Below are 25,643 nucleotides of genomic sequence, written 5' to 3' on the forward strand. Positions count from 1 at the left end.
GGCTACTTCTTGTCGTCCGGCGTGGCCAGCGACTGCAGCATGCGCGCCGCCATCCGGGAGGTGGCGTCGCCGCTGTCGACATCGTCGATGTGAATCGCGAAGGCCAGGTCACCGGCATTGGCGATCAGCCACCCGTCCGAACCGGCGTTCGCCGTGAAGGCCGTGACCCCGGCGTAGCGAGCGACCGTCACCTCCTGCGGACTGGCGGTCGCGTCGCGCAGCATGCCGCGCAGTTTGTCGACCACATCACCCGGCAGCGGTTCCAGCTTGGCCTCGGTGGTGCCGGGCCGGCCGATCTCGATCATCGGCGGCGCCACCGATCCGTGCGCGATCGTGGCGGCGGCGATCGCCATTCCGAACGGGCTCGCCAGAATCGGATCGTTGGCGCCCTGTTTGACCTGCTCGACGCCGCGACCACCGATCGGCAGCCGGCCCGTGGTCTCGTCCAGTCCGGGAACCTTGAATCCGATACCGACGCCCAGCATGGCCGCCGCCTCGGCCGCATCCTGCACCGAAACGTCCTGCGGCGCCTTCTTCTTCTGGATCGAGGCGACCGCCTTGAACAGGTCCATCGCGCCACCGACCGGATAGGTCGCGGTGAAGGCGGGCGCGCCCTGAGCACTGGCGTAGTTGTTCTGGGCGGCCGCGACGACCGCTCCGGTGGAGGGCTGGATCGCCACGATCGATGCGGCGGTACCCACACTCACCACGGCGTCCTCGGCCGCGCGCTGCAGCTTCTGGTCCATCGTGGAGGCGATGTCCGGTCCGGGCGGTCCCTGATATCCGGCGAGCTGGGTGACCATCTTGCCGTCGGGTTCGAACAGCTGCACACCCCAGCCGGCGTGCTGATCCCGGTTCTCCTGCCACACCTTCTGCAGCGCCTCGGTCATCGGCGACCACACCCGCCGGTCGGCGACGATCAGCCTCGGCTGCTTCTCCATCACCACGCCGGGAATCGAGGCCATCCGGGGCTCGAGAATCGCGAAATCGTCCTCGCGCAGGCTCACGGCGGTGATGGGCTTACCCTGTGAGCCGGCCAGCTGCTGCATCAGCGAGGCACCGGTGATCAGCGGCGCGACCGGCGCGATGGCATCGGCCAGGGCGTTGGTGGTACCGACGAGATCACCCGTCTTGGTGGGGTCCACCTTGATGACGTTGATGGTCTGCTGGGTCAGCAACGGCTGGCCGTCGTTGTCGTTGACCTTGGGCGGCGGCGTCGCCTCGGTGCGGACCAGTTTCACCGAGCGCTTGGAGTCCAGCTGCGGCATGACGACGGTGGGGTCCCAGGAAATCCGCCAGCCGATAGCCAGCTTGCGGATATTGCCCTGCAGGTCGTAACTCCAGTCCTTACCCGGGCCGAAATTCCAGGCGGCTTTGAGGTTGAACATCGCCGAATCGCCGTCGAGGCTGATGAACTGAACCAGCTTGTAATCGGGCTTACCGGGCTGGAGTCCGTCGAACATGGACTTCAGGGTGCTCTCGGCACCGGAGGGGTACGAGGTCAGTGCGGCGGCGCCGGCGGCATCGCGATCATCCATTAGCTGGGTGAAATGCTCGACGACCCCTTCAGGTCCGCTCGGCGTGCTGTGAAAATCGCACGACCCCATCACGATCGCTACGGCAGCAATTGCGGCCAATGCCACTGCGCCCCGAACGCGAAAGCGGCGGGATCCCCACACATCCATGTCGCCCACTCTTCACTCTTGTCACTCCAGCAACAAGACCAACGGTACCCGAAGGAGTTGCCCGCGGTCCCACCTAGGCACCGACCGCATCTTCCATGCTCAGCGACCACAATAGTGCCCGATCTCCGACATCCGTTGCAGCCGGTCGGCGAAATCCGCGGACGTGTTCGGACCATTCCCTTTTCCTCCGACAGCGAAACCCGACGGGGCACCTTGCGGCGTAATCTTGTAATCACAGTTACAACGAAACTCCCGCAGTGAGGAAAGATCATGAGACACGGACACGGACGGGGATTCGGCCGGCCGGGCGGCTGGCAACAGGCGGATCTTCCCGACGCCGCCGACGCTCCGGACTGGTTCGCCGGAAGGTTGCCGAGCGAGTGGTTCAGCGGTCCGGCGACCATCGAGATCGACCGCGACGAGATCGTGGTGATCGGCGAACTGGCGCTGCCGGCCCCCGAATCCGGCGACGACGACGCAGCCGGCTCCGAACCGTCGGCCGCGACGGTGGACGGGCTGATCGCGCGCTTCCGCGAATCGACGCGACCGGCCCGCATGCAGATCGCCCAGGAGGCCCAGGCACGCTACGGCCGCAATGTGGCGTGGGGCGTATCGGTCAACGGGGAACGCACCCTGTTCACCCATCTCTCGGTTCCGGTGATGACGCGGCTGCGCCAGCCCGAACGCAAGGTGCTCGACACGCTCGTCGACGCCGGGGTCGCACGCTCCCGCGCCGACGCTCTCGCGTGGACGGTGAAATTGGCCGGTAAGCACGCCGAGGAGTGGTTGGCGGAACTGCGGACGGCGATGCGCAAGGTGGACGACCTGCGAGCCGAGGGGCCGCGCGGCCTGTGACCGGGCTAGGGTACCGGTCATGGCACCGATTCTCGTGCTCAACGGCCCGAATCTGAATATGCTCGGCACCCGCCAGCCCGAGGTCTACGGCTCGGACACCCTCGACGACGTGGTCGAGCTGTGCCGGAAGACCGCCGCGCGCTTCGATCGCGAGATCACCGCCTATCAGTCCAATTCCGAAGGCGCGCTGATCGATCGGATTCATGCGGCCCGCGGGGTGGAAGCCGGGATCGTGATCAATCCCGGCGGCCTGACCCACACCTCGGTGGCCCTGCGCGACGCCCTGGTGATTCCCGAGGTGCCGATCGTGGAGGTGCACATCTCGAATGTGCACGCGCGCGAGGAATTCCGGCACCACTCCTACATCTCGCCGATCGCCACCGCGGTGATCGCCGGAATGGGGATCCGGGGATACGCGGCGGCGATCGAATTCCTCTGCACCCGTTGAGCGTTCGCTCAGAACCCGTCGCGCAATAGCCGGTACATCGGCACTCCGGCGCCGGCCACCTTCTCCCACAGCTCGCGCACGGCATGCGAGAGCGTGGCGTCCACCCCCACCTCCTCGCTGGTCTCGACGACGTGGGTCGCGCCCGCCACCATCATGCGGGCGGCGGCCTCGTCACCCCAGCCGCCGGACTTCGCGGCGGCGGCGTATTCGGCCATGAAGAAGGGGAACGCCTCGGCGGAACGCTGCGCGAACGGCAGGAAGCGGTCGACGTCGTGGCCGGCGCGCTCGATCACGGCCAACGCCTGGTTGTAGCCGATCAGCCAGGGATGGAACAGCGTGAGCAGGGCCTGGTAGAACAGCTGCGCCAGCCCGTCGTCGGCGCCGAGGTACTCGGGTGCGCTGAGCGGGCGCAGCAGGTCGGCATGTGCGTCGAAGACCTCGCGCGGACCGCTGTAGAAGATGTAGGACGCCGGATGGGTGATGTTGTCGCCGGCCGACATGAACCCGCCGGACAGGAACCGCGCCCCGTGCGAGCGCACCCATTCGGCGCCCGCGCGGGTGCGCTCCGGGGAGTCGGAGGACAGGTTCACGATCACCCTGTCCCGCAACCGTTCCGGAGCCCGGCCGAGGACGTCGTACATGGCGGCGTAGTGGGTCAGGCTCAGCACGATCACCTCGTTGCGATCCAGTGCGTCGGCCACCGACTCGGCGCGGCGAGCGCCCAGTTCCGCCATCGCCTCGGCCTTGTCGGCGCTGCGATTCCAGACCGTCACCTCGGTGCCGGCGGCCAGTAGTGCGCGCACGATCGCCCGGCCCATCGGGCCCAGCCCGATCACCGTGACGGAGGAACGTTCGGACATGGTGTACTCCTTGCTGTTTCGAAGCTGTTTCGAAGTTCTTCCGATCGGCGCCGGATTCGATCGTCACCGGGATCCGGGTGCGGGGCAATAACGCACGTCGACGTGCGGTTGCTTACCTCGGGGTTCGGAAAAAGCTCAGGAGGGCGAGATGGCGGACGAATGTGACACAGAACACTCGGTATGCGGGATGTCGGTGGTCATCGACGTGGTCGGCGGCAAGTGGAAACTCCACCTGATGTGGGTACTGGGCGAGGGCCCGCAGCGCTTCGGACGCATCCGCGCCCTGCTGCCCGGGGTGAGCGAGAAGGTGCTCACCGAGAATCTCCGCCATCTGGAATCCCACGGTGTGGTCCGCCGCGAGGTGTTTCCCGAAATCCCGCCCCGAGTGGAATATTCGCTCACTCCCGCGGGCGTCGAACTGGCCGCGGCCCTGCGCCCGCTCGAACAGTGGGGTGAACGGCGCCGCGACGGACTGTTCGACCCCGTCTCGGCGTGAGGGCGGGTCAGCCGTTGCGGGGGCGTGCCCTGGGCTGTAACCCGATTTCGGCGCAGGTTCTCAGGCGTGTGCGGGTCGTGTCCCGAGCTCTCGGACTCGGCGCGCGAGGACGCGGGCGTGGTTGACGAACCCGTCGTGATTCATGGGTTGGATGGTGTAGCCGGCAGGGTCCTGGTGGACGTAGTAGCGGCCGTCCCCCTGGAAGTCCATCCACACGAAGCCCTGGACGCCGTCGGTGCGATTGTCGAGGAATCTACCTGGGTAACAGAGGACTTCGCCCCAACCGCTGCGCGGGCGGGCCAGAAATGTGTTCAATCGTTCCCGGAGCGTGGGTCGGCGCTGCCAACCGAGGGACTCGGGCTCGAGGTCGAGATCGGACTTCAGGCCGCTCACTTCGTGGCGGCCCGGCGGAAGTTCGGGGAGCATGCGTGCGAGTAGGCCCAAGGCCTGGACGTGGGTGCACAGACTGACCGAGACATCGCCGCTCGCACCGGGTTCCGGGTCTGGATCCTGGATGGCGACCGCTGCGCTGGAAGGTCCGAAACCGGCGTAGCCGCGCAGTTGCACCTCGGGGTCGTCAGGGTCGGCGCCGAGGCGGCCGTGGACATGCAACCGGACCTGCGGTTCGGTGAGGGTGCCGATGAGGCGGGCGAAGTCGTCGTCCACGCGCGGGCGCAGGCTGTCGATGGCTTCGCGGCGCTGACGATTCAGATCCGCTTCATCGGTAGCACGCAACGCATTCCAGGTCGGGTACGGCAGGCGGTCGCGCTCCATCGCGAACAATGCCGCCTCGTACTGGGCACTGGTCAACTGCCAGTGGATCACCGATATTCTCCCGGCGCTCGGCCGCGATCGGGCGGATTCGCCGATCGGGCTGCGGGTGGTTGCTGCTGCGACGACTCATCCCCGATGGCACCGTAGGCGGGCAATACCCTCCGCCCGTCCTCGATCCACTCCTCGAGGTGCTGCCCGCGCAGATACTCCGCGGACCGGCGGTCCTTGTCCTCCTCGGATTTGCCCTTGCCGCCCGCGCCGGGTGACATGCCCGGCGTACCGGCGGCGCCCGGCTGACCCGGAGCACGCAATCCCCCCAAAGAGGCAGCCGCCGGTAATGCAACGGGGCCACCGGGTATCGATGATCCGAGTCCCGGACGCGCAGTACCACCGCCCGAACCGGACAGGCCGCCCAGTCCGGAACCGTGGGAACCACCACCCGATCCGGAACCGTGAAGACCGCCGCCCAGTCCGGAACCGGAAGTCCCACCCCCCAGCCCACCGCTCGGATCGAAACCTGCGGCAGTGGTGGAGGCGGCGTTCGGCACGCTTGAACTTGTTGTGCTGGAGGGGTTCTGCCCGTTACTCGGAGTTGCGGAACTCGGCTGTGTCCCCTGCGATTGGTTCCCATCGGTCCCGGTGTTCGGATCGGAGCCCGGATTCACCTCGCCGGGTCTCGGGTTCTGGTCGCCGCCACCGGAATTCGATGGACCAGGCACCGGCGAAACCGGCCCCGGGCCTGCCGGACCAACCGGGCCGCCCGGAGCAGCGGCCGGATAGACCGTGGGCAGCACCGGCACCGCCTGATCCCCACCACGAATGCCGGGTGAGTACACATTCCGCAGCACCTGCAGAGCCGCCTGCCGTGCTTCCTCTTTCTGGGAGTCCTTATCTTGCTGCTCCGCGAGGATCGGAAGTTGCGGTCCCGTCGGCGCGGCCGCCGGCCCCAACGTCGGCGATCCCGGAGGCAGAATCGGCCCGGTCCCACTGGGCACCATCGCCTGCAACAACGGGGCCAGCATCCGGAAAGTCTCGTCGCTGCCACGCTGGGCGAAGGCGATTTTCATCGCCACCATCGACGCCGACCTACCGATATCGGCGACTGAGTCGAGAACGCGCCCGAACGTCTGGGCCGCCTTCTGACCGGCGGCTCCCTCCCATCCGTTGGCAATCGCATCCTGCACGACCTTCTTGCGAGCCGTATCCGCACCGTCGGCCAGACCCGACCCGATATTGCTCCATGCCTCCGAAACGGCATGCACGACATCGGGTTTGATCTGAAAGGTCAGATCGCGGATCTGCTCCAACGTCAGATTCTCGAAGTTGTCCCCACCGGCAATGGACTGCGGATCGACATCAACACGGAGCTGATCAGCCAGTACATTGATCTGCTGTTGCAACGCGAGCTGATCGGCATCCCATGCCTGCGTATTCGAACCCGACACCATCCCCGCATAGAAGCTGTTGCTCATGGCATCGAGCCGGCGCAGGAACTCGCCACTACCTTGGTCCAGATAGCTCGAGGGTTCCGGAGGGGGAGTCACGGTTGTGTCCTTCGGATGCCTTCCACCCCGACACGCCACCCGATTGTCGATCCCATGACTGGCCCCCTCCTGCTCTCCGCTGCACGGGGCGCCGTGAAACCCCCTGCGCCGGAGACTTTATCGCAGGTGTTCGCGCCACGGCCAGCAGATCCGGGCGTAGGTGCATTCCGGTTCGACCGTGATCACCTCTGCGATTCGAAGCAGCGTCCTCGGCACGACGGCGTCGTCGAAGTGAGCAACGCTCGGAACGACAACCGCATCGGCGCGATGCGCCTCGGCAATATCCCGGAGGCGCACGCCGAGGTCATCAGCCCCACTCGTGAAGGTGACAATCGCAGGCAAGTGGTACCCGAGTCGCTGTGCGAGAGCTCGGATCCGGTTCTCATCCGCCGGCTGTCGAGCGCCGGAAACATCGTGCCGCAGGAACCCGATCGCATCGATACTCATAGCGCCTCGTCCAGATTGCGAGGCGGGAAAATGCCTCCGGCTCTCTGCGGCCCGACAATCGCATGCAGCCTGGTCAGCACCCGCTCACGGTCCACCTCTGCCTCGGTCCGGGCCGACCACTGGGAACCGCGTTCTCGGCAGTAACTTTCGACCGCCAAACGTCGTTGGAGTGCGGCGACGGTCAACCCGTCCGCGCGTGGCGGCAACCAGCAGCCGAAGCCGATGAGGATGCCGCAGACGATGATCATCAGCGCTGTCGTCATCACGAACATGGTCAGTCCACCTCATCCCGCGCGGACAGGGCTGCTCCGGCGGCGAGGCGCGCCCGGCAGTCCGGAAGGCAGTCGCGGTGGGTATTCCACAGGCGGCGAGCGCAATCGCGTTCCAGCTGAGTGGGTTCCCAGGTGCAATCGTTCAAAGGAACCGGTTGCAGCGCCACCGGTTCCAGTGCACCGGCTCGCCACAGCCGAGGCGGCATCATGGTCAATAGATCGAAACCGGCGGTGCCGATATCGGTTCGATGGTCCACATGAGTCATTTCGGCCACGATGATCGCGGCCGCCTCCATGCCGGCGGCAATATCGAGGGTGTAGCCGACCGGATCACGGGTGCCCTGCGACGGGCGAATGGCGAAAGTCCATTCATAGCCGAGACGCTCTGCGTAGCACTGGATATCGAGTGCGTGCGCTGCGGTGTCGGTGCGGGACAGTTCCGTCCGCACCAACCCGACGGCCTTCGGCCGGATTTTCGACTGCACAGCAACGGCCTGGCTCACCGGCATGTCAGCCGACGATTCGATCATGTCTGTCATCCCGCCTCCATCGCTCTTGCCGTCGACACGGATCGCGGCGACGTATCAGTATTCGCAGTGACTCTCTGCCACAACGTATTTGCGTACCCTGCGCGGGTACCGACTCCGAGGGGCACCAACCGCGGGCCGATCATGGAATCACCCACAATCGCTCACAGGGCAGGCGTGCGCAGTTCTCATCCGGCGCAGTGAATTCGACTGCCGCGCAACCGCCGTACCGTTGCCAGTGGTCCGCGAACCGCCGCGCCGCCGACTCGCACGCCACGAATGTCAGCGGATGCCGACTCGACGAGGTGAGATAGACGGACACCGTGACATCAGGTTCGGCCGGAAGGGGCGAGGCCGACCGATTCGCGGCACCCTCCGGCGAGCTCATCGTGAACCGCCGTCGTTGCTGCCGGCGAAGGCTGGGCGGTCATCGACAACGCGCGTGCCAGACCACGGGCAACGTTCACCGACCCGAACGTGGTGTACGGCGATCCTTCCGTCCACCAGCGGAACAAGGCCGGAGCACAACCACGACGGGCAAGCCACCCCGACCAACCGCTGCGCGTCGGGTGTGAAGCTGCCGATTCCACACTGGGACAAGAGAATCCAAGGGGTGTCAATGCTGGACACTTTGCTACCACCTCCTCACAAGTGGCCGCCGAAAGCGGACCGACGACCGGCGCCTTTCGGGTGGTGTCGGCCGATGACGGCCATGGGATACGACAGGCATGACGGACCTCACCGATCGTGCGGCTGTGCGCGGAACAGATTGGGACAGAACAGATCAGGGATCGGTCAGACACACGGACTTCTTCAGCTGCGGGCAACCTGGCGCTTCACGGTCACTCGATCGCGTGCGGAGCCGCGATCCGACTGTTGAACTGCTACAGCACAGCACCCCAACCGGAGGATTGAAATACCGTGTTGAATGTTCAAACGAGTTGACTCAATTTCCCACGAACAGATTCAGAACTGCGGCATACTCTGCTCAGGTTCGCGAATGATCTCGCTCAATCGGGGGAGGGGAAGTCGCATGTCAGGAAGCCAATCCGCCACGTTGCTCCGCCGTCAGCTCGGGAGGTTCCTTCGCGAGCGTCGCCTAGAGGCCGGGCTGACCATCGCGCAAGCCGCGCATGAGGTTCAGCTCAGCACAGCGGCATTACAGCGGATGGAGACTGGGCGACCTCAGAAGCTTCGCAAACAGGATGTCCGCGAACTGTGCGAGCTATACGACGTGGACAGCGATGAGACCGGTAGGGCCATCGGCCTTGCCGCGAAGGCCGCAGACAACCCGGACATCACGGCGCTCGGTGGCATGTTCAGCAACGCTTTCAACATGTACGTCGGAATGGAAGCAGCGGCGCGAAGCCTGATCTCGTACCAAGCCGTGGTGCCAGGGCTGCTCCAAACCGCCGACTACGCGCGGGCTCTCATCAGCTCGTATCCCGGCTACGTACAGGAAGAAGTCGACCGCCGAGTCGCAGTGCGTTTGAGGCGGCAAAAGATTCTGACCAGGAAGGCGAATCCTGTCCGACTGGAGGTTCTGCTGAGTGTATCTGCCCTACGCCAGGTCGTCGGTACCCATCGTGTGATGAGCGGACAGCTACGAGAACTGGCAGAGGCCGGCAAGCGGCCGAATGTCACGATCCGCGTCCATCCGTACCACGGCGGATTTCCCTGGGGGATCGTGCCGAGCCAGTTCGTCATCATCGAATTCGGAACGAACGCCGATGGCCAGCCCGTGGAGCCGCCCGTGGTCTACCTCGACGGAGGTATGAGCAGCGATATCTACCTCGAAAATGAAGACGACGTGCGGAAGTACCATGAACTGGTCGAGGTCATCCGGCAGACCGCGCTGGACGAGACGAGCACGCGAAACCTGCTACGGCAGGTGGCAAGGGAGCACGACGGTGAGTGTTGATTTATCCGGCCCGCAATGGCGCAAGAGCAGCTACAGCGAATCCAATTCTCAGTGCGTAGAGGTCGCGTGGCTCACCAGCGGTGCTGTCGGCGTTCGTGATTCGAAAGATCCCACCGGACCGGCGCTCGTCTTCGCGCCCGACGAATGGGACGCGTTCAACGCTGGTTTGCAGGCAGGACGGTTCTAACACCCGTAACTCACCTTTGGACGGCACTCACCACGGGTGCTGTTTATGAGTACCGAGGTTGGATCCCGGAACCCGCCCAGGCCATTGGCTGGCCGCTTGCAGCACTTGGCGAGCCCGAACGCCGAGCATCAGGGCTCACCTCACTTGGGGCGGCGGAGAAGTGAACCATCCAGACTGAACGGAGAAGTGCTTGCCGCCGCTCCGCGATGCACTATCGTTTACCATCCCAAGGGCGGGGGGTCGCAGGGGCCGCCCTAGGACGGGAGATCCGATGCGGCGAGCGATGACCCTCGGGGCGGCAGTTTTTCTCACCACAGGAGTGCTAGCCGCCTGCTCTTCCGGAAACTCTGGTACGGCAACCCCGGCCGCGTCTGCTACCCCGGCGCCGACAACAACTACCACGGCGCAAGCAACGGCGTGGCACCCCTGTTCCATACCGGATTCCGATATCGCTGGTGTCGGGTTGAACCCGTCGACGAAACAGGAAGACGGACCCGGCAAAGTCAAGTTCCCAGGATGGGATATCTGTTCCTGGCTAGCCGAGAAGCCCAACTGGTATGTACTCAACGTTTATTCCACCAGGGATCACAGCTACGACGAGGTTGTACACAACACAACGTTGTACAAGAACCCCGAACCAGTGACCGTGGAAGGTCGGCCCGGTACCCGGTTGTTCAGTGCCACTGAGGATCATGATTGCACGATCGCGCTCGACTCCAAGCCGCCCGTGCAGTTCCAGATCTCGGCCAAGCCCAGTGCTCGTGAGCCCGGCGATGCCTGTGCCGAGGTCACCCGGATCACCACAGCACTCGTCAAGAACATTCCTTAGCTAGGCAGGCCAACATGTCCGAACTAAGCACTATTCAGCAGCTCGATGCGGAAGTAGATGGCGGAAACCTGAGGTTGAAGGTTCACCGAGATAAGCTCGATGAGGCCATCAAAGGACTTCAGGACCTCATCGACAGCATCGACATGCTGTGGCCGAACGTGCAAGCGGTCGAGCACGTCACCGGGTTCGGCGGGTTCCAAATGGGGCTCGATCTCGCTGCCAAGTTCACCACCAAGGGCAGCGGCGAGAACGGGATCAGACAGCGAGTCAACGAGGTTCAGAAAGAGCTGCAAGCAGCTCAAGAGCTGATCCTCAAAGCTGCTCGAGCCTACGCCGAGACCGATGCCGCATACGCCGATGTACTGAGCCGAACCGAAATCTAGTTCTCTCGCATCGCCGTACGGCCGGCCCACCGGCCGTGGCTCGCGTCGGTTGTCGACGAACTACAGAGGCCCAGCCCATGCGGCCAGGTGGTGAACAGATCAACGACGGAGTGCTCAACTCCGGGACCGCCGTGTGTGTTCTTGACGGCGACCGAGCGCCCGGCCGGTGCGATATCCTCACTCCGACACTGGTTTTCGAATGGGCGGGGAGTGGCCTGTGCTGAAGGCGGATACCGATCAACTCGACAAGCTCGCCAAGACACTGACCACGATCGGTGGCGAGATCGACGACATCGAGGTCAACGGTAAAGCCAACGAGGTGATCATCGCGATGCCCGGATCATCGGTGCCTGCGGCTTGCGTACAGACCGGCAGCCATGTGGAAGGTGCGATGCTGCGAGTCGGGGAGCGGATGAAGGACCTGGCCGTCAGAATCACCGGCTGCACCAAGAATCTGCAGATGACCGACGAGCAGTTCGCGCAGAAGATGCACGAGCTCGACTTCCACAAGTAGGGGGCACCGATGCCGTCGCGTTCGGAGCTGGACCGGTGGAATCTACAGACCCTCAAAGAATGGGCTGCGGAAATCCATACCGGCAACGAGAAGCTGCTCGAGGAGATCGACAAGGCACGCAAGTACTTCAATGACGTCGGCTACAACTGGACAGGTACAGCCTTCTACGCCGCGTACGATCGTATCGGTCAGGATCATGACGAGGCGCGCAAGGTGTATGCCGATATCGCCGACTTCCTGGACAAGTTCGGCCCGGCCGTCGACAGTGTCTCATCGCACCGAGATGTTCTGCGCTCCAAGGTCTCCGAGGCCGAACAAGCGCAGGTGACTGTCGCTGACAATTGGGCATGCTCGGGCACCAACCATGCCGATGTACAAGTACATCAGGATGCCATCGACACCGCGTACCGAGAGCTCACGCAGACCGAGGCCGAGCTCGAGCGGTTGCTGACCGACCGAAGCGAGCTGATCCGCGCTGCGGGTGATCTGTTCGGTTCCTCGATCGAGGTCGACGAAGCACCCACGGCGGGAACGCGCCTGGGGTCCGAGGACGGCAAGCGGCTCGCCGATGCGGCTCGAAGCGGCGACACTGCCGCGATCGATGCCGTGGCCGCAGATATGCCGCAGTTCCACCTCACGCCGCAAGACCTGCAGGACTTGGCCGACGGAAAACAGGTGACCGATATCCCGGCCGACGTACAGGACTACTACCGCAGCTTCTTTCAAGCCTCCGGCAAGGACGGGTTGTTCGCACTGTCGGATCGCCTCACCGAGGGCGAGAAGATGGCTCAGATGGCAGGCAGTACGACCAGCCCTGCGTCGGTTCAGCGCGACAACCTCGCCAACGCCATCATGATGATGTCGAACGAGAACGTCGGCAGCACCGGGCCGGACGGCAAATTCCGCGGCGGTGGGATAGGAGAATTGCCCGGCTACATGCAGCATCTTGTATCCGACCGGCTGGAGTCCAATCCTCCGAAAACCGCCATCGAGATGAAGAACCGTCTCGGGGATCAGACAAAGTTCGCGCAACTACTGGGCGAAGCGAATCCCGGTTTCATCCCAGGCAAGGGACTCGCAGGGCAGATGGCCACCACCGCCGCCAGCATGGCCGGTTACGTGGACGGCCATACGCCGAACGTCAACGATATGGTCGACCGCTTCAGGCATGTCGGTGCCACGGGGATCGCCGACAGCTTCTTCGATGAGGACAAGCCCAAGATCGACGCGGCCGCCAAGTCGTATCTCGACCTTGCCACGCGCAACCACGAAGCGGATTTCAGCCTACTCACCAGCCCCACCGACCAGGTCCGCACGCCCGGCGACATGTACGCAGATCCGAAGACCTTCCGCGACGAGATCTTCAACCACGACTGGGGCGACAAGGGCAAGGTCGCATCTCAGCTCTACAGCTGGGCCGGCGACCACGCGCACGAGCAGACTCCGGATGGAGACCTGTCCCGCAAGACACTGGCAGAACTACCCAAGGTGTTCGCCCCGACCAGTCACGACCCCAACCATCCCAACCAGTTGGCAACCTCCGGCGGCCACACTGCGTTTCAGAACAACGCTGACCTGTTCAAAAAGAACCCCGAACTCGCCACCGGCCTGTCGAAGGTGCTCGCGCCCAACCTCGATGCACTATCCGACCCCGATCAGGGCCAAACCAAAACGTGGCCCTTCCCAGACGCGAACGACCACACCTACCCCCGGCCTCCGACCGACGACGTGCGCCTCGGCCGTGACGACGGCGATCGACTCCTGTTCCTCGCCAACCAATCCGAAGACGGCCGGAACCTCCTGGAGACCAGCCGCGCGCTGCGAGAATCGGCAATCTACGACCAGGCGATGCGCGAGGGTGGAAACAACGTCGGTGAATGGCTTGCCAACAATGAGGATTACAGCCACATGCAATCGCTGAACGATCGAATGACTGTTCAGCACTACAACGCCCTGTTCTATCAGGACAACATGAATGCCGAGCACACCGCCCAGCATCTGCAAGAGGTTTACGAGAGCAAACAAAAAGCGGCAGACGTCGCCAAGAGCATCGTCAGTGACGCGATCCCCTTCAGCAATGCGGTAAAACCGGCAACCAGTCTGCTTCCCAACGCCCTTGGAAACCCTGCAGACAAATACCTCAACAGCTTGCCCGACAAATGGATGGACTCCGCGATATCCGCATGGAACCACAAGCCCGATCCGGTTCACGTCCAGGATCCGAGCATCAGTCAAATATCATCAGAAATAAATCGCGAGACGAACAATCGACTCTTGGATGCAGCTTACCGAAACGGACAGCTCCCACCGAATCTACTGAATGGAAACGGCACAGGGCCTGTTCATTTGGAGGACAACAGCTCGCCCGCCATGCAAAATGCGATCACCAATTATATGCATGGAAGACAGCTTGGAAGCTACATATCTGAAGCTCAGCAATCCGGCGATATAGCGATATTGAGAGACTTGAAGGACGATAGAGCCAAGCTTCAGAACTTCCTCAACTCCGGGTCCGAGACAGTGGACCCGAAGAAATGACGGATCCCTATCACGCGCGACAGCGCCGAGTGAAGCGCATATCGACAGTAGGACTCAGCGCCATTGCGGCAGTAGTCGTTGTCATCGGCGCCGTGTGGGGGGTGCGGGCTGTGACCGCCACACCGCCCATGTCGCTCGAAGAACAAGGAATAGCAAAGGGAAACATCGATCCGGCCGGGCCACCCACTTGGTTCAACCCGTGCCTTCCGCCAGGAAGCCCGGTTCTGAAGAGAATGGAGATGACACTGATCGGCCCATTCACGTCTTCATCCATTCGGCCGGGTTGTGAATATATTCGGCCAGATAAGTCGCACGTCAGCCTCGATATTACACGCTTAACAGCCAAGGGGATTCGGGATGGAGTGAACGATACCGTTCGGAATGGTAACATCGACGGTAGGCATATTTTCACAATGCCTCCTCCCGACGGAGTGGGCTGCCGAGTATTTATCGAGGTGAAAGGCGGCGGCATCGTTGTCGACAGCACCGACTACTCCCATCCCTCGAAAGACCTCTGCCCCGGTGGCTTTGCCCTCGCACAGGAAATTGTTCGAACACTTCCACCGGGTAGCTGACACATGAGCTTCCAGAATTCTCGAAGAGCCAGTCACATCAGGTAGTCGCGCGCTATACGCGTGCCGAGTTCTTCGAGGAGGCGGGCGGCCTCGGCGATGGATCGCTCCGGATCGGGTTCGAGGTCGCTCAGCGGATAGCAGCGGGCGAAGCCGGCGGCGCGCAGTCGCTCCGGAGTCAGGGTGCAGCGGCCGGCGACGGCGACGACCGGTACGTCCGCGGCGCCGGCGGCGGCCGCGACTCCGGCGGGCGCCTTCCCGCGCAACGTCTGCTCGTCCATCGCACCCTCGCCGGTCACTACCAAGTCCGCGTCCCGGACCCGGCCGGCGAAATCGATCAACTCGAGAATCACCTCGATCCCGGACCGCTGCCGCGCACCGAGCACCGCCATGGCCCCGAATCCGGTTCCACCGGCGGCGCCCGCGCCGGGATGCCCGGCCAGGGCGGCGCGGCGCTCATGCGCATCCCCCGTCCCGAACGGGTGGCCGCTCGTGTCGACCAGGTGCGCCCACTGCGCCAGGATCGCTTCGAGTTCGGCGCACTGCCGCGGCGACGCACCCTTCTGTGGCGCGAAAACCGCTGCGGCACCGTCCGGTCCGAGCAGCGGGTTGTCGACGTCACCGGCGATGACGAAGACCGTGTCCCGAACGGCCGGATGCAGATCGGAGTAGTCGAGGCGTCGCGCGCGAGCGAGAGCCGCTGCGCCCGAACCGATTTCGGTGCCGTTCTCGTCCAGGATGCGCAGCCCCAGTGCTTGCAGCATGCCAGCGCCACCGTCGGTGGACGCACTACCGCCCAATCCGAGGACGACCTCGCGGAGGCCGTGGTCCAGAGCGTGGCGGATCGGCACGCCGAGCCCGTACGTGCTCGCACCCATCGGATCCGTTCGGCCGCCGGGTAATTCGACCAGCCCGACCGCTGCGGCCAACTCGACGACAGCCGTATCGCCCCGCACCGCGTAGCTTGCCGAATGCGGCGCACCGGTCGGCCCGACGGTGTCGACCCGAACCCGCTCCCACCCCGCGGCCACGAATGCGTCGACGGTGCCGTCGCCACCGTCGGCAACCGGTACCTGCCGGACCTCCGCATCCGGCACCTCGCGCGCGATGCCGGCCGCGAGCGCGGCCGCCACCTCCGGCGCCGCCAGCGATCCCTTGAACTTGTCCGGCGCCATCACCACTCGCCACGGCTTTCCACGCACCATCGCCACCCCAATCCGTCGGCAAGCAGTCGAACACGCTCACGGTACTGCGCGTGCCCCGAGCATGCCGTGAACCCGATCCGCCGCAGCCGCTTGCCGCTTCGGCATCCCGCGCGACAGTCGCGGGGCGGCCGGACTCACGGCATCGGCGCCTGATCCACGTGATCGATCCCGACCTCGCCGGTGCGCAGATATCGCACCACGGCATCGTCGAGCGGAGCGTTACCGCGGCCGAAGGTCCCGTGGTCGCCACCGTCGACGGTGATCAGATGCCCGCGCAGGGCCGCCGCCATCGCGGGACCGCCCGGATAGGCGGTCACCGCGTCGTTGCGACTCTGCAATACCAGCGGGGCCGTGGTCAGGCCGCGATCGGCGATCGGCACCGGTGTGGTCACGGGATCCCAATCGGCGCAGGCCAATCCGCTGCGTACCAGATCGGCACGGGCGTCGAGGGCGTTGCCGCCGGAGGCGACGATGGCGGCCGCCGAACCGATGGCGTCCACCCGGGCCGGCACCGCGTTCTCGTTGCAGGTGATCGCGGCGAACACCGCCTGGCCGGTCGGGTCGGTGGTCGCCGCACCCGCGATCGCGCGCATCCGCCGCAGGTCACCGGGCTGGGTATTCGCCTCGGCCATCGCCTGCGCCAGGCTCGGCCAGAAACCGCGGGTGTAGGCGGCCACGGTGGTCGCCGACACCAACGGCACCTGGGCCGACATACCGCCGGAGGCCAACGCGCGCACCAGGTTCCGCGCCTTGCCCAGCTCCTCGGCGCCGGCGTTCACACCCTCGCGCGCCAGGGCCGGCAGTGGTGCGGGCAGCTCGCGCGGCAGGTCGGCCGCCGATACCGGGGGCGGAGTCAGGTTGGCGTACCAGCCGCCGCCCTGTGCCGACACCAGCCGCACCCAGGTCTCGTACACCCGCAGCGCGGAATCGCCGAGGTGGTAGACGTTGTCGTGCTGGGCGATCCAGCCGAACAGATCGTCGAGCCGCTTTTTTCCCGCGAGCTGCTGCTGTGCGAACTGTTCGGTCCACACCCACTGCGGGCCGACGTTGGAGTCCAGCACCATCCGGTCGACACGCTGCGGGAACAGCGAGGCGTAGACCGCGCCCAGATAGGTCCCGTAGGAGACGCCGAGGAAGTCGATGCGGTCCACTCCCAGCGCCGCGCGCACCGCGTCCATATCGCGGGCCGTGGTCTCGGTGGTGATGGTCCGCAGATAGCCGGGCTGGGCGGTGTCACACGCCTTCCGGAGCGGTTCGCGCTCGTGGTCGGCGTCCTGCGCGATCTCGGCCCCGCAGGTCAGCGGCGTCGACCAGCGCAGCCCGCGCGGCTGCACGGCCACCAGGTCGTAGTGCTCGACCAGATCCTTCGGCAGCTGGGACATCCGGGCACCCCAGTAGTCGAGGGCGTCCGCACCCGGCCCGCCCGGATTGGCGAAGAGGGTCCCGTACCGCTGCCCGCTCGCGCGAATCCGGCTGACGGTCACATCGATCCGCGCGCCGTCCGGTGCGGCGTAATCCATCGGCACCGAGATCGACGCGCAACGGGCCGGGGTCCGCTCGCCGACGGACCCGGCCGGGCACGTGCCGAAACCCGGTTCGGCATGCGCGGTCGCCGGCACCAGCGCGGCGAGCACCACCGTCAGCACCGCAACGGTCGCCGATCGCGCCGCCACCGGTAGTCCCCGTCGTCCCATCCGCGCCGTCTCCCCGTCCGGCCGGTCGACGGCCGTCGTCGCATCGAGCATCCGACCACTCGAGCCCCTGCATTGTCGCCAGCCGCGCCGGGTGCGACAACTCGAACCACGCCCGACACGGGGAAGGACGCAGGCGGAGCCGCACGCCCACGGTGATCGGCACGTTCTAGGCTCAGCGGATGACGCAGGGTGCGCAGCAGAACACCGAGATTCGAGACAATCCACAGTTCGATCGATTCGAACTGTGGGTCGACGGACAGCATGCCGGGGTGGCCGCCTATCAGGACACCGCCTCCGAGCGCGCCTTCGTGCACACCGAGATCTACCCGCAGTTCGAGGGCCAGGGTTACGGCCGCCTGCTGGTGCAGGGTGCGCTCGACCGGACCGTGGAACAGGGCTTCGGCATTCTGCCGCTGTGCCCGATGGTCCATCACTTCGTCGAATCCCGGCCGCGATATCTGGCGATGGTGCCGCAATGGGCGCGCGAACGATTCGGCCTGCCGCAGTAGCCGGCGGGCTCGTCGAGCCGCCCGCTCGGGAATCCAACCGCGAATCACGCGCCACTAAACACAGCGCGCGCCCCGCGACGGTGCGATGATGACTACCGTGGCACGCGCAGAGGAACACGGCGACCGCCCGAGACGCGAATCCCGGTACGAGGAACAGGTGGTGCGGCCCGGCACCTTGCTGGTCTCGGCAACGGAGCTGGTCGAGCCCACTTTCCGGCGCACCGTGATCTACATCGTCGAACACAACGATGCGGGCAGTCTCGGTGTCGTCCTGAACCGCCCGAGCGAAACCGCGGTGCAGGATGTGCTGCCACGCTGGGCCGATCTCGCGGCCGGGCCCCGCACCCTGTATGTGGGCGGGCCGGTGAAGCGCGATTCGGCATTGTGTCTGACCACGGTCCGCGTCGGTGCCTCGATCGAGGGCATCCGCGGGCTGCGCCGCGTGGACGGTCGCGTGGCGCTGCTCGATCTGGACTCCGACCCCGATTCGATCGCACCGTTGGTCGAGGGCATCCGCATCTTCGCCGGCTACGCCGGGTGGACCTTCGGCCAGCTGGAGGGTGAACTGGAACGCGGGGACTGGATCGTGTTGTCGGCGTTGCCGTCGGATCCGCTGGCGCGACGCACCGATCTGTGGGCGCACGTATTGCGCCGGCAGCCGCTGCCGCTGTCGCTACTGGCGACACACCCCATCGAACTAGAACGCAATTGATTACGTATCCACGGAGTGTGGTCCCCCAACGCTCGCCTCGACCGAGGCGGCGGATACGCCCGGTCGGCGCCGATGTCTGACTCCGCGATCCCCCCCGTCGACGCGGCGCCCTCGCGGGCGCAATTGTTGCGGGTGCTCTACGACGAGCATGCACCGACGCTGTGGCGATTCACCTACAGCCTGGTCGGCGATGCCGGGCGTGCCGAGGACATCGTCCAGGAGACGCTGTTGCGGGCATGGCAGCGGCCGCAGGTCCTCGACCAGTCGACGGCCTCGGCGCGGGCGTGGCTGTTCACCGTGGCCCGGCATCTCGCGGTCGACGAATTCCGCAGTGCGCGCCATCGTCGCGAGTACGGCACCGACACACCGCCCGAACAGACGGCTCCGGATGAGGCGGAACGCGCAGTGGACAGTTGGGTGATCACCGACGCGCTGGCACGGCTGAGCTCCGATCACCGGGAGGTGATCGTGCGGGCCTACTATCGCGGATTGTCGACCCAGCAGATAGCGAACGAATTGGCGATACCCGAGGGCACCGTCAAATCCCGGATGCACTACGGGATGCGAGCGTTGCGTTCGGCCCTACAGGAGATGGGGGTGACGAAATGACGGCCGACACCGCGTCACACGACGACTACGCGACCTGGGACGCGCCGTATCTGCTCGGCGCCCTCGACCGCGACCAGCGGCTCGAATACGAGGAGCACCTGTCCGGCTGCGACGAGTGCCGGCTCGCCGTCGCGGACCTGTCGGGCCTGCCGGGACTGCTCAGCCACGTACCCGATGACGTCGCCCTCTCGCTGCTCGACGACGAGTCCGCCGCCGACCATGCCGGCAGTTTCGGCGACGCCGGCTTCGACGCCCTGCTGAACCGGGTGCGCGCGAGCGAGGCGACCACCGACGGCGCCGGGATGCTGCCCTTCGAATCACATCCTGACACCGGCCGAGCCGCCGAATCCACAGGAGCCGAGCCGGACCGGACCGCGGGCACGCCGGCGGTTCGCGAAACGCCCTCGGAAACCGGCCGCACCGAGCCGGGGGAAGCCCCCGCCTCCCTGGCCGACGCGCGCGAGCGCAAGCGCAGCCGTAGCGGTCCGTGGCTCGCCCTGGCCGGTGCGGTCGCCGCCGCCGCGGCCGCGGTCGCCATCACCATCCCGATAACCGTCGCGCACACCGAGCACAACAATCCGCCCACCGCCGAGCAGGTGGTGACGGAGCGGCAGATGGATCAGGTGATCCCGTCTCCGATCACCGCGAATTTCACTCTGACGCAGCTGCGTTCCGGCACGCGGGTGAACATGTCGTGCAACTACGCCCCCTCGGATACGGATTACACCTGGGACGGCGCCCTGTGGGTGGTGCACACCGACGGCACACAGTCGATGGTGGCGCAGTGGACGGCACATCCCGGGCAGACGGTGACCGCGGACGGTATGACATCGGCCCCACCGGACCAGATCCGATCGGTCGAAATCCGTTCGACCACAACGAATCAGGTGTTCCTGCGCGGAACGGTGTGAGCGACCGCCGAGTCCGTCGGCTCGGCCTCACAGCAGGGCGAGGGTGGTGCACAGGGCGGCGACGGCGAGGGCCTGCAGGCCGACCCGGAAGCCCAGGATGCTCTCCCACTTGGTCTGCAGCGCACGGGCGTCGGCGGGGATGACTCCGGTCATGGCCGCCCGGGTCTGCGCGGTGTTGATCGGCTTGGCGATCCGCGCGTAGAGGCCGAGCCAGGACAGCAGCGCCAGCAACGCGATCCCGGCCGCCACCGCTGCGCCGGTGGCTCCCGCGACGGCCGCGACGACGACGGCGAGGACGGTGCTGATCACACCGCCGGCACCGGCGAACGGCATCCGCCGGTCGCCGTAATAGTGCCCCCAACCGGCCGAGACGGTCATCGTCGCGTCGTCCAGTTTGGCGTAGACGGGCCGGAAGATGAGGGCGGCGGCGACATCGGTGCCGTAGACGATGGCGTTGCCGAGAACGGCCAGCACGGTGAGCACCTGGGCGGATGTGGTCAGCATGGGAAGACTCCTAGTCGTCATCTAGCGTTGCTAGCTTATGCAGCAACAGTATATGGAGATGACTAGCTTGTCTAGCGATGCTAGAAAATTTACCGTCCCGCCCCTACCGGATACACGGCGCACCGGTCCCCGGCGGCCTGCACGGACGGCGGGCGTAGGCGCGGCACCGGCTCGGCGCGGCCGTCGAAGGCGTGCAATACCGCGGCATCGGCGCGCGGATCACCGACCGCGATCCGCGCACTGCCGTCGGGATAACCCTTGGCCGCGATCCCCGCGCCCGCCAGCGTCGCGTGCACCCCGGGCCCCGGCAGGTAGAGAAAGTTGCCGCGGCTGCACGGCACGGCGAAACCCCTGCGCCGCAGCGCAGTTCGCAGCGACTCGCGTTCGGCGGTGATATCGGCGATGCGTTCGGCGAGCTCGGCCGGTGCGGCATAGCAGGCGCGCACGGCGGCCACGGCGTAGTCGGGCATTCCGAACGGAAGTTGCAGCCGCCGCACCCGGGCGATCAGCTCCGGCGCACCGAAGGCATACCCGATGCGCAGCCCGGCGAGTCCGTAGGCCTTCGAAAAGGTGCGCAACACCAGGAGATTGGGATAGTGGGCGATGAGTTCGAGGGGGTCGACGGTCTCGGCATCGGCCAGAAATTCCACATAGGCCTCATCCAGGATCACCGGAACATGTCGCGGCACGCCGAACAGGAAGGCCTTCAATTCCGCGGCGGGCACGACGGTTCCGGTCGGGTTGTGCGGGCGGCAGATCGCGATCAGAGCCGTGCGGTCGTCGACCGCGCGGGCCATCGCCGCCGGCCGCTGCCGCCCGCTCGAATCCAGCGGCACCGCAACGACGTCCAGTCCCGCCATGGCGGCCATGATCGGATAGCCGTCGAAGGTCGGCGTCGCGAACACCATGCGCCGGCCCGGCCCCGCGACCGCCTGCATGATCTGCAGCGCCACCCCCGTCGCACCCGCCCCGACCACCACCTGATCCGCATCGACGCCGAGATGCGCGGCGATCATCGCGGGCAGGCGCCGGGGCAGGAATTCCGGATACCGGTTGGCGCCGCGCATCACCTCGTTCACCACCGCCAGCACCGAAGGCAATGGCGGAAAAGGGTTTTCGCTCAGTGCCAGATCGAATTCCATCACGCCGCACCCCAGCGCACCGCGGCCGCGGCCGCGAAATCCCCGGCATGGGCGAAGGCCGCCAGCAGCACCACCGAACCGTTGCGCAACCGGCCGGCCCGGTTCTCGATATCGAGGGTCACGGGAATGCCCGCGGCGAACAGATTTCCGCACCGATCGAAGGAATCGGGATGGCGTTCGGCGGGCAGTTCCAGCGCATCGTGCCAGTTCCGCAGGAACAGCCGATTCGGCTGGTTGGTCACGAAGGTGTCGATATCGCGGCCCTTGACCCCGATGCGGTCGCATACCGCGAGGGCGAGTTCGGGGACCAGCCGGTTGCCGCGCGCGAAGACCTTCGTCACCTTCGATTCGGTGAAGCTCACGCAGCCCTGGCCCTCGCCGGGCTCCCAATATTTGCGTTCGGAACCGGTGGAGAAATCCATATCCCCGGCGAATTCCGGAAAGGTGCGGCATTCCACGTCGAGGATCGGCGCACTATTGTCCTTGACCAGCAATCCCACTCCGCAGCCGTCACCCGGCACCGGCGCCTGCGCGAGTTTGCGAATCTCGGTCTGCGTGAAGACCGGTCCGGCGGTGTTCTGCGTCGTCGCGATCAACGCGGTGCGGGCGTCGGTCGTCTGCAGAATCATCCGGGCCAGCATCATCATGTGGATGAAAGCCGCACAACCGCCGTTGTGCACATCGAAGACCCATTTCGGGTTCATCCCCAGCCGCCGTGCCACCTCCGGCCCGGCGCCCATGACGGGATTGTCGGGCAGCTGGGTGTGGGTCAGCAGCACGTCGATATCGGCGAGCGTGCCGGCGCCGTGCCGTTCGATCAACGGCGCGACCGCGCGTTCGACCATATCCACGGCCGTTTCGTCGCGGCCCTTGTGATGGCGGCCGTGCGGCGCGCGGAACATGACGTTCTTCGCCATTCGTTCCGAACGCGAGAACTGCGTGAAGTATTCGGTACCTACCGGTTCACCCGGCAGATAGGAGGCCACATCGACCAGACTGACCGGTGCCAGCCGCAGGGCGGGATCGGTGAAATCCATTTCGGCGTTTCCTCACTTCATCCATTCGGGGGTGATCGGAAGCCCGTGCGCGGCACGGTATTCGGCGATCGCTTTCAGGTTGTCCAGCTCCAGCCGGTGTCCGGCGGAGAACATCTCCCAGAAATCGCCGACCCAGACCTTGCGGCCCTCCGGTGCCTTGTCGGGATAGGGATTCGCGTCGTAGAACGGGTGGCGGCAATTGGTCCACAGCACCACCGAACCGGGCTTGTTCAACACCACCTGGGCGTCGACGACGCGCATCAGGTAGATCATCCACAGGTGTTCACCCTGGTCCCACGCACAGTGGTAATCCACGGTCATCGCATCCGGGTTGGCCTCGGTGCGAGTGAAGATCCGGGTGTCCTTACCCAGCCGGTCGTAGGATTCCCACAGACCCGGGGTGGCGGTTTCGGTGAAGCCGCGCAGGCTGTAGGTCCATTCCTCCAAACTCTGGGTGTGCGAGAGGTATTCGTACAGTTCGCGCGGCGGCGCGGCGATGTAGTCCTGCACCGGGCAGAACTGCCCGAATACCTGGTCGTGGGGATAGACCGAGCGCAGCATATCCATGATGATCGGAGTGGTCGTCTCGCGATCGGAATTCTCGATACGCAACAATCCGGGCATGACCCGATGCGGATGGCCGGGGATATCGCTGAGCGCGGGCGCGGTGCTGATGGTCACGGATTCCTCCTCGATGCGGACAGGAAGGGGATGAACGGCGGTATCTCGTCCGGATCGCAGTCGACCGAAACGAACGAGGGCCCTGGCGTTTCCAGGCAGTACGACAGCACTGTCGCGAGTTCGGCCGGCGTCGCCGGCGAGAAGGCGGGCAGATCCGGGAACATCGCCGCCATACCGGCTCCCAGATGCGCCTTGTGGAATCTGTTGAAGCTGTAGCGATCTCCGTAGAACAGTTGCTCACGGGTCACGCACATGCCATGCGCGGAATTGTCGAGGACGACGAAGGTCACCGGCAGCCGATATTGGATCGCGGTGTGAATTTCCATGCCGTGCATGTAGAAAGCGCCGTCTCCGGCCACGACAACGGTGCGGCGCTCGGTGCCGTCGGCGCGGTGGCGGCGGGCGAAACAGGACCCGATGGCGGCGCCGAAGGCGTAACCCATGCCGCCCATGCCGAGTGCGACGACGAAGCGGCCGTCGCGCGGCGGACGCAGGTGATGGACCACCGAGGCGCCGGTATTGCCCGCGTCGGCGAAGACGTCGGTATCGGAATGCACTGTGCCGTTGAGTGTTTCGACGATATCGCGGTACCGGAGCCCCGGCCCGTCCGCCGGTGGCACCGGTAGTGGATCCGGCGCCCGCCGCGGCTCCGTCCGGTGCACCCGGCCCGCGCCCGTCTGCAGCTGCGAGGTCAGTTCGCGGAGGGTGACGGCCAGATCGGTACTGGTCGCGTGGACCGTGGGGAGGTAGGGCGGCTCGCCGCCGACCGACGCCGTCGACGCGCCGAGTACCGATTCCAGACCGGCTCGCGCGGTGACCGGCATCCGGGTGCCAACCAGCAGGCACAGCGCGCAGCCGCGCAGGGCATCGGCCAGTTCCGTATGGCCCATACTTCCGGCGACACCGAGGAAGCCGTGTTCGGTGCAGTCGTACACATCCTTGGCATCCGGTGCGACGCCGACCCCGGCGTCGAGAACCGCCGCCAGATCACGCAGTTCGTCGCGGGCATCGTCGCGGGCGACCTGCGCGCCCGCGATGATCACGACCTTGCCGACCGCCCGGGCCGCCCGCAGCCCCTCCAGGAGCCGTTCGATCCCGGCGTCGTCTCGCCCGTGCATCGGACGCGGCGCGACGAACGGACCGGCGTCGAGTTCGGCCTGCTGCACATCCTTCGGCAGGAGCAGGACCGCCGGACCGCCCGCCCGGGCGGCCGCGACGGCGCGGGACAGATGCGCCGGTAACGAGGCGGGTGCTTCCACTCGCGCGCAGTACAGGGAGATCGTGTCGAAGAGCTCGGCGGCGTCGAAGGTTCCGGCTCGTCCGCTGGAATCCTGAAAGGCGCCTCTGCCTTCCAGATCGGTCGGCGCCTGGCCCACGAGCGCGAGGACCGGGATCCGCGACGCATGCGATTCCGCCAGTCCGGCAACGAGATTCATCGCGCCGCCTCCGGAGGTCGCGCAGACCACGCCGAAACCCGCGGTGGCGCGGGCATAGCCGTCTGCCATGGTGGCGGCGGCGAATTCGTGTTTGGCCACCACCGCGGTGATCCGGTCCGCGGCGTCGTAGGCCGCGTCGTAGAGATCCTCGATATTGGCGCCGTCGACCCCGAAGATATGTCGCACGCCCATGTCCGATACGGCCCGCACCAGATAGTCGACCACTCGTGTCGGCATCGCCGCTCCTTCCCGTGGGGCGGTTCGAAGCCGGCCGCACGTGCCGGACCGAACGCACTCAGCCGGGATACGAAGCACGCCCCCGACCGGTTCACCGCCGCCGCATGCGATCCC

28 protein-coding genes are annotated in these 25,643 nt (G+C 65.8%); 14 read left to right on the top strand and 14 right to left on the bottom strand.

Annotated elements, in window-relative coordinates:
• Positions 1–2 precede the first annotated feature (2 nt).
• Positions 3–1,685: an NTF2-like N-terminal transpeptidase domain-containing protein gene (locus NK1_RS27125; RefSeq protein WP_063013290.1), complete on the bottom strand. Its 1,683-nt coding sequence runs from the start codon at positions 1,683–1,685 to the stop codon at positions 3–5.
• A 270-nt stretch (positions 1,686–1,955) separates the two neighbouring features.
• Between NK1_RS27125 and abmR the strand changes: the two genes are divergently transcribed.
• Positions 1,956–2,540, top strand: a complete 585-nt coding sequence (abmR, locus tag NK1_RS27130; RefSeq protein WP_063013189.1) for an ATP-binding transcription factor AbmR — start codon at positions 1,956–1,958, stop codon at positions 2,538–2,540.
• Between the two features lie 19 nt (positions 2,541–2,559).
• Positions 2,560–2,988 carry a type II 3-dehydroquinate dehydratase gene (aroQ, locus tag NK1_RS27135; RefSeq protein WP_063013191.1) on the top strand — a complete coding sequence of 143 codons (429 nt, stop codon included), beginning with the start codon at positions 2,560–2,562 and terminating at the stop codon, positions 2,986–2,988.
• 8 nt (positions 2,989–2,996) lie between these two features.
• On the opposite strand, the gene NK1_RS27140 is transcribed toward aroQ, so the two are convergent.
• Positions 2,997–3,848: an NAD(P)-dependent oxidoreductase gene (locus tag NK1_RS27140; RefSeq protein ID WP_063013193.1), complete on the bottom strand. Its 852-nt coding sequence runs from the start codon at positions 3,846–3,848 to the stop codon at positions 2,997–2,999.
• A 148-nt stretch (positions 3,849–3,996) separates the two neighbouring features.
• Between NK1_RS27140 and NK1_RS27145 the strand changes: the two genes are divergently transcribed.
• Positions 3,997–4,344, top strand: a complete 348-nt coding sequence (locus NK1_RS27145; protein ID WP_063013195.1) for a winged helix-turn-helix transcriptional regulator — start codon at positions 3,997–3,999, stop codon at positions 4,342–4,344.
• 60 nt (positions 4,345–4,404) lie between these two features.
• Here NK1_RS27145 and NK1_RS27150 read toward each other — a convergent pair whose 3' ends face one another.
• The 5 genes from NK1_RS27150 to NK1_RS27170 all read right to left on the bottom strand — a co-directional run bounded on the left by NK1_RS27150 (position 4,405) and on the right by NK1_RS27170 (position 7,920).
• Complete coding sequence (locus tag NK1_RS27150) at positions 4,405–5,169, bottom strand: ESX secretion-associated protein EspG (protein WP_063013197.1); 765 nt, start codon at positions 5,167–5,169, stop codon at positions 4,405–4,407.
• Positions 5,166–6,662: a hypothetical protein gene (locus NK1_RS27155; RefSeq protein WP_157104461.1), complete on the bottom strand. Its 1,497-nt coding sequence runs from the start codon at positions 6,660–6,662 to the stop codon at positions 5,166–5,168. Before NK1_RS27155 ends, NK1_RS27150 begins: the two co-directional genes overlap by 4 nt.
• A 117-nt stretch (positions 6,663–6,779) precedes the next feature.
• Entirely contained in the window at positions 6,780–7,109 is a 330-nt protein-coding gene (locus tag NK1_RS27160) for a hypothetical protein (RefSeq protein ID WP_063013201.1), read from the bottom strand.
• On the bottom strand, positions 7,106–7,372 hold the full coding sequence (locus tag NK1_RS27165; RefSeq protein WP_157104462.1) for a hypothetical protein: 267 nt from the start codon (positions 7,370–7,372) through the stop codon (positions 7,106–7,108). The genes NK1_RS27160 and NK1_RS27165 overlap by 4 nt, the downstream gene beginning before the upstream one ends.
• An 11-nt stretch (positions 7,373–7,383) precedes the next feature.
• Positions 7,384–7,920, bottom strand: coding sequence for a hypothetical protein (locus NK1_RS27170; protein ID WP_157104463.1), 537 nt, complete (start codon positions 7,918–7,920; stop codon positions 7,384–7,386).
• Between the two features lie 1,021 nt (positions 7,921–8,941).
• Here NK1_RS27170 and NK1_RS27180 point away from each other — a divergent pair.
• The 7 genes from NK1_RS27180 (at position 8,942) to NK1_RS34765 (ending at position 14,855) form a co-directional block, all read left to right on the top strand.
• Entirely contained in the window at positions 8,942–9,829 is an 888-nt protein-coding gene (locus tag NK1_RS27180; RefSeq protein ID WP_063013209.1) for a helix-turn-helix domain-containing protein, read from the top strand.
• On the top strand, positions 9,819–10,016 hold the full coding sequence (locus NK1_RS34015) for a DUF397 domain-containing protein (protein ID WP_084461614.1): 198 nt from the start codon (positions 9,819–9,821) through the stop codon (positions 10,014–10,016). The genes NK1_RS27180 and NK1_RS34015 overlap by 11 nt, the downstream gene beginning before the upstream one ends.
• Before the next feature lie 271 nt (positions 10,017–10,287).
• A complete protein-coding gene (locus tag NK1_RS34020; protein ID WP_084461616.1) occupies positions 10,288–10,845 on the top strand; it encodes a DUF3558 domain-containing protein in 558 nt (185 codons plus the stop codon).
• Between the two features lie 14 nt (positions 10,846–10,859).
• Positions 10,860–11,228, top strand: a complete 369-nt coding sequence (locus tag NK1_RS27190) for a hypothetical protein (protein WP_063013213.1) — start codon at positions 10,860–10,862, stop codon at positions 11,226–11,228.
• Positions 11,229–11,445: 217 nt separating this feature from the next.
• The gene (locus tag NK1_RS27195) at positions 11,446–11,742 is read left to right on the top strand and encodes a hypothetical protein (RefSeq protein WP_063013215.1); all 297 of its coding nucleotides are present in this window, start codon (positions 11,446–11,448) and stop codon (positions 11,740–11,742) included.
• A 9-nt stretch (positions 11,743–11,751) separates the two neighbouring features.
• The gene (locus NK1_RS27200; RefSeq protein WP_063013217.1) at positions 11,752–14,280 is read left to right on the top strand and encodes a TPR repeat domain-containing protein; all 2,529 of its coding nucleotides are present in this window, start codon (positions 11,752–11,754) and stop codon (positions 14,278–14,280) included.
• A 110-nt stretch (positions 14,281–14,390) separates the two neighbouring features.
• Positions 14,391–14,855, top strand: a complete 465-nt coding sequence (locus NK1_RS34765; protein ID WP_157104464.1) for a hypothetical protein — start codon at positions 14,391–14,393, stop codon at positions 14,853–14,855.
• A gap of 32 nt (positions 14,856–14,887) precedes the next feature.
• Here the strand turns inward: NK1_RS34765 and NK1_RS27205 are convergent, their stop codons facing one another.
• Both NK1_RS27205 and NK1_RS27210 read right to left on the bottom strand, forming a co-directional pair.
• Positions 14,888–16,057, bottom strand: coding sequence for a glycerate kinase (locus tag NK1_RS27205; RefSeq protein ID WP_063013292.1), 1,170 nt, complete (start codon positions 16,055–16,057; stop codon positions 14,888–14,890).
• 134 nt (positions 16,058–16,191) lie between these two features.
• A complete protein-coding gene (locus NK1_RS27210) occupies positions 16,192–17,802 on the bottom strand; it encodes an alpha/beta hydrolase (protein WP_245660855.1) in 1,611 nt (536 codons plus the stop codon).
• Between the two features lie 128 nt (positions 17,803–17,930).
• Here NK1_RS27210 and NK1_RS27215 point away from each other — a divergent pair, with 128 nt between their 5' ends.
• From NK1_RS27215 to NK1_RS27230, 4 genes are all read left to right on the top strand, one after another.
• Positions 17,931–18,260, top strand: a complete 330-nt coding sequence (locus tag NK1_RS27215; RefSeq protein ID WP_063013219.1) for a GNAT family N-acetyltransferase — start codon at positions 17,931–17,933, stop codon at positions 18,258–18,260.
• Positions 18,261–18,348: 88 nt separating this feature from the next.
• Positions 18,349–18,972 (top strand): YqgE/AlgH family protein, encoded by a 624-nt coding sequence (locus NK1_RS27220; protein ID WP_084461620.1) that lies wholly within the window; start codon positions 18,349–18,351, stop codon positions 18,970–18,972.
• Between the two features lie 72 nt (positions 18,973–19,044).
• Positions 19,045–19,581 (top strand): sigma-70 family RNA polymerase sigma factor, encoded by a 537-nt coding sequence (locus NK1_RS27225; RefSeq protein WP_051025276.1) that lies wholly within the window; start codon positions 19,045–19,047, stop codon positions 19,579–19,581.
• Positions 19,578–20,492, top strand: coding sequence for an anti-sigma factor family protein (locus NK1_RS27230; RefSeq protein WP_063013221.1), 915 nt, complete (start codon positions 19,578–19,580; stop codon positions 20,490–20,492). The genes NK1_RS27225 and NK1_RS27230 overlap by 4 nt, the downstream gene beginning before the upstream one ends.
• Before the next feature lie 27 nt (positions 20,493–20,519).
• Here NK1_RS27230 and NK1_RS27235 read toward each other — a convergent pair whose 3' ends face one another.
• The 5 genes from NK1_RS27235 to NK1_RS27255 all read right to left on the bottom strand — a co-directional run bounded on the left by NK1_RS27235 (position 20,520) and on the right by NK1_RS27255 (position 25,529).
• Positions 20,520–20,996, bottom strand: coding sequence for a hypothetical protein (locus tag NK1_RS27235; RefSeq protein WP_063013223.1), 477 nt, complete (start codon positions 20,994–20,996; stop codon positions 20,520–20,522).
• 89 nt (positions 20,997–21,085) lie between these two features.
• Positions 21,086–22,138 carry a pyridoxal phosphate-dependent aminotransferase gene (locus tag NK1_RS27240; RefSeq protein WP_063013225.1) on the bottom strand — a complete coding sequence of 351 codons (1,053 nt, stop codon included), beginning with the start codon at positions 22,136–22,138 and terminating at the stop codon, positions 21,086–21,088.
• Positions 22,138–23,175 (bottom strand): 3-oxoacyl-ACP synthase III family protein, encoded by a 1,038-nt coding sequence (locus NK1_RS27245; RefSeq protein ID WP_063013227.1) that lies wholly within the window; start codon positions 23,173–23,175, stop codon positions 22,138–22,140. Before NK1_RS27245 ends, NK1_RS27240 begins: the two co-directional genes overlap by 1 nt.
• A 12-nt stretch (positions 23,176–23,187) precedes the next feature.
• Positions 23,188–23,856, bottom strand: a complete 669-nt coding sequence (locus NK1_RS27250; protein WP_063013229.1) for a hypothetical protein — start codon at positions 23,854–23,856, stop codon at positions 23,188–23,190.
• The gene (locus NK1_RS27255) at positions 23,853–25,529 is read right to left on the bottom strand and encodes a thiamine pyrophosphate-binding protein (RefSeq protein ID WP_063013231.1); all 1,677 of its coding nucleotides are present in this window, start codon (positions 25,527–25,529) and stop codon (positions 23,853–23,855) included. The genes NK1_RS27250 and NK1_RS27255 overlap by 4 nt, the downstream gene beginning before the upstream one ends.
• Positions 25,530–25,643 lie beyond the last annotated feature (114 nt).

The sequence above is a fragment of the Nocardia kruczakiae NBRC 101016 genome (genome assembly GCF_001612965.1).
GTDB classification, from domain to species: Bacteria; Actinomycetota; Actinomycetes; order Mycobacteriales; family Mycobacteriaceae; genus Nocardia; species Nocardia kruczakiae.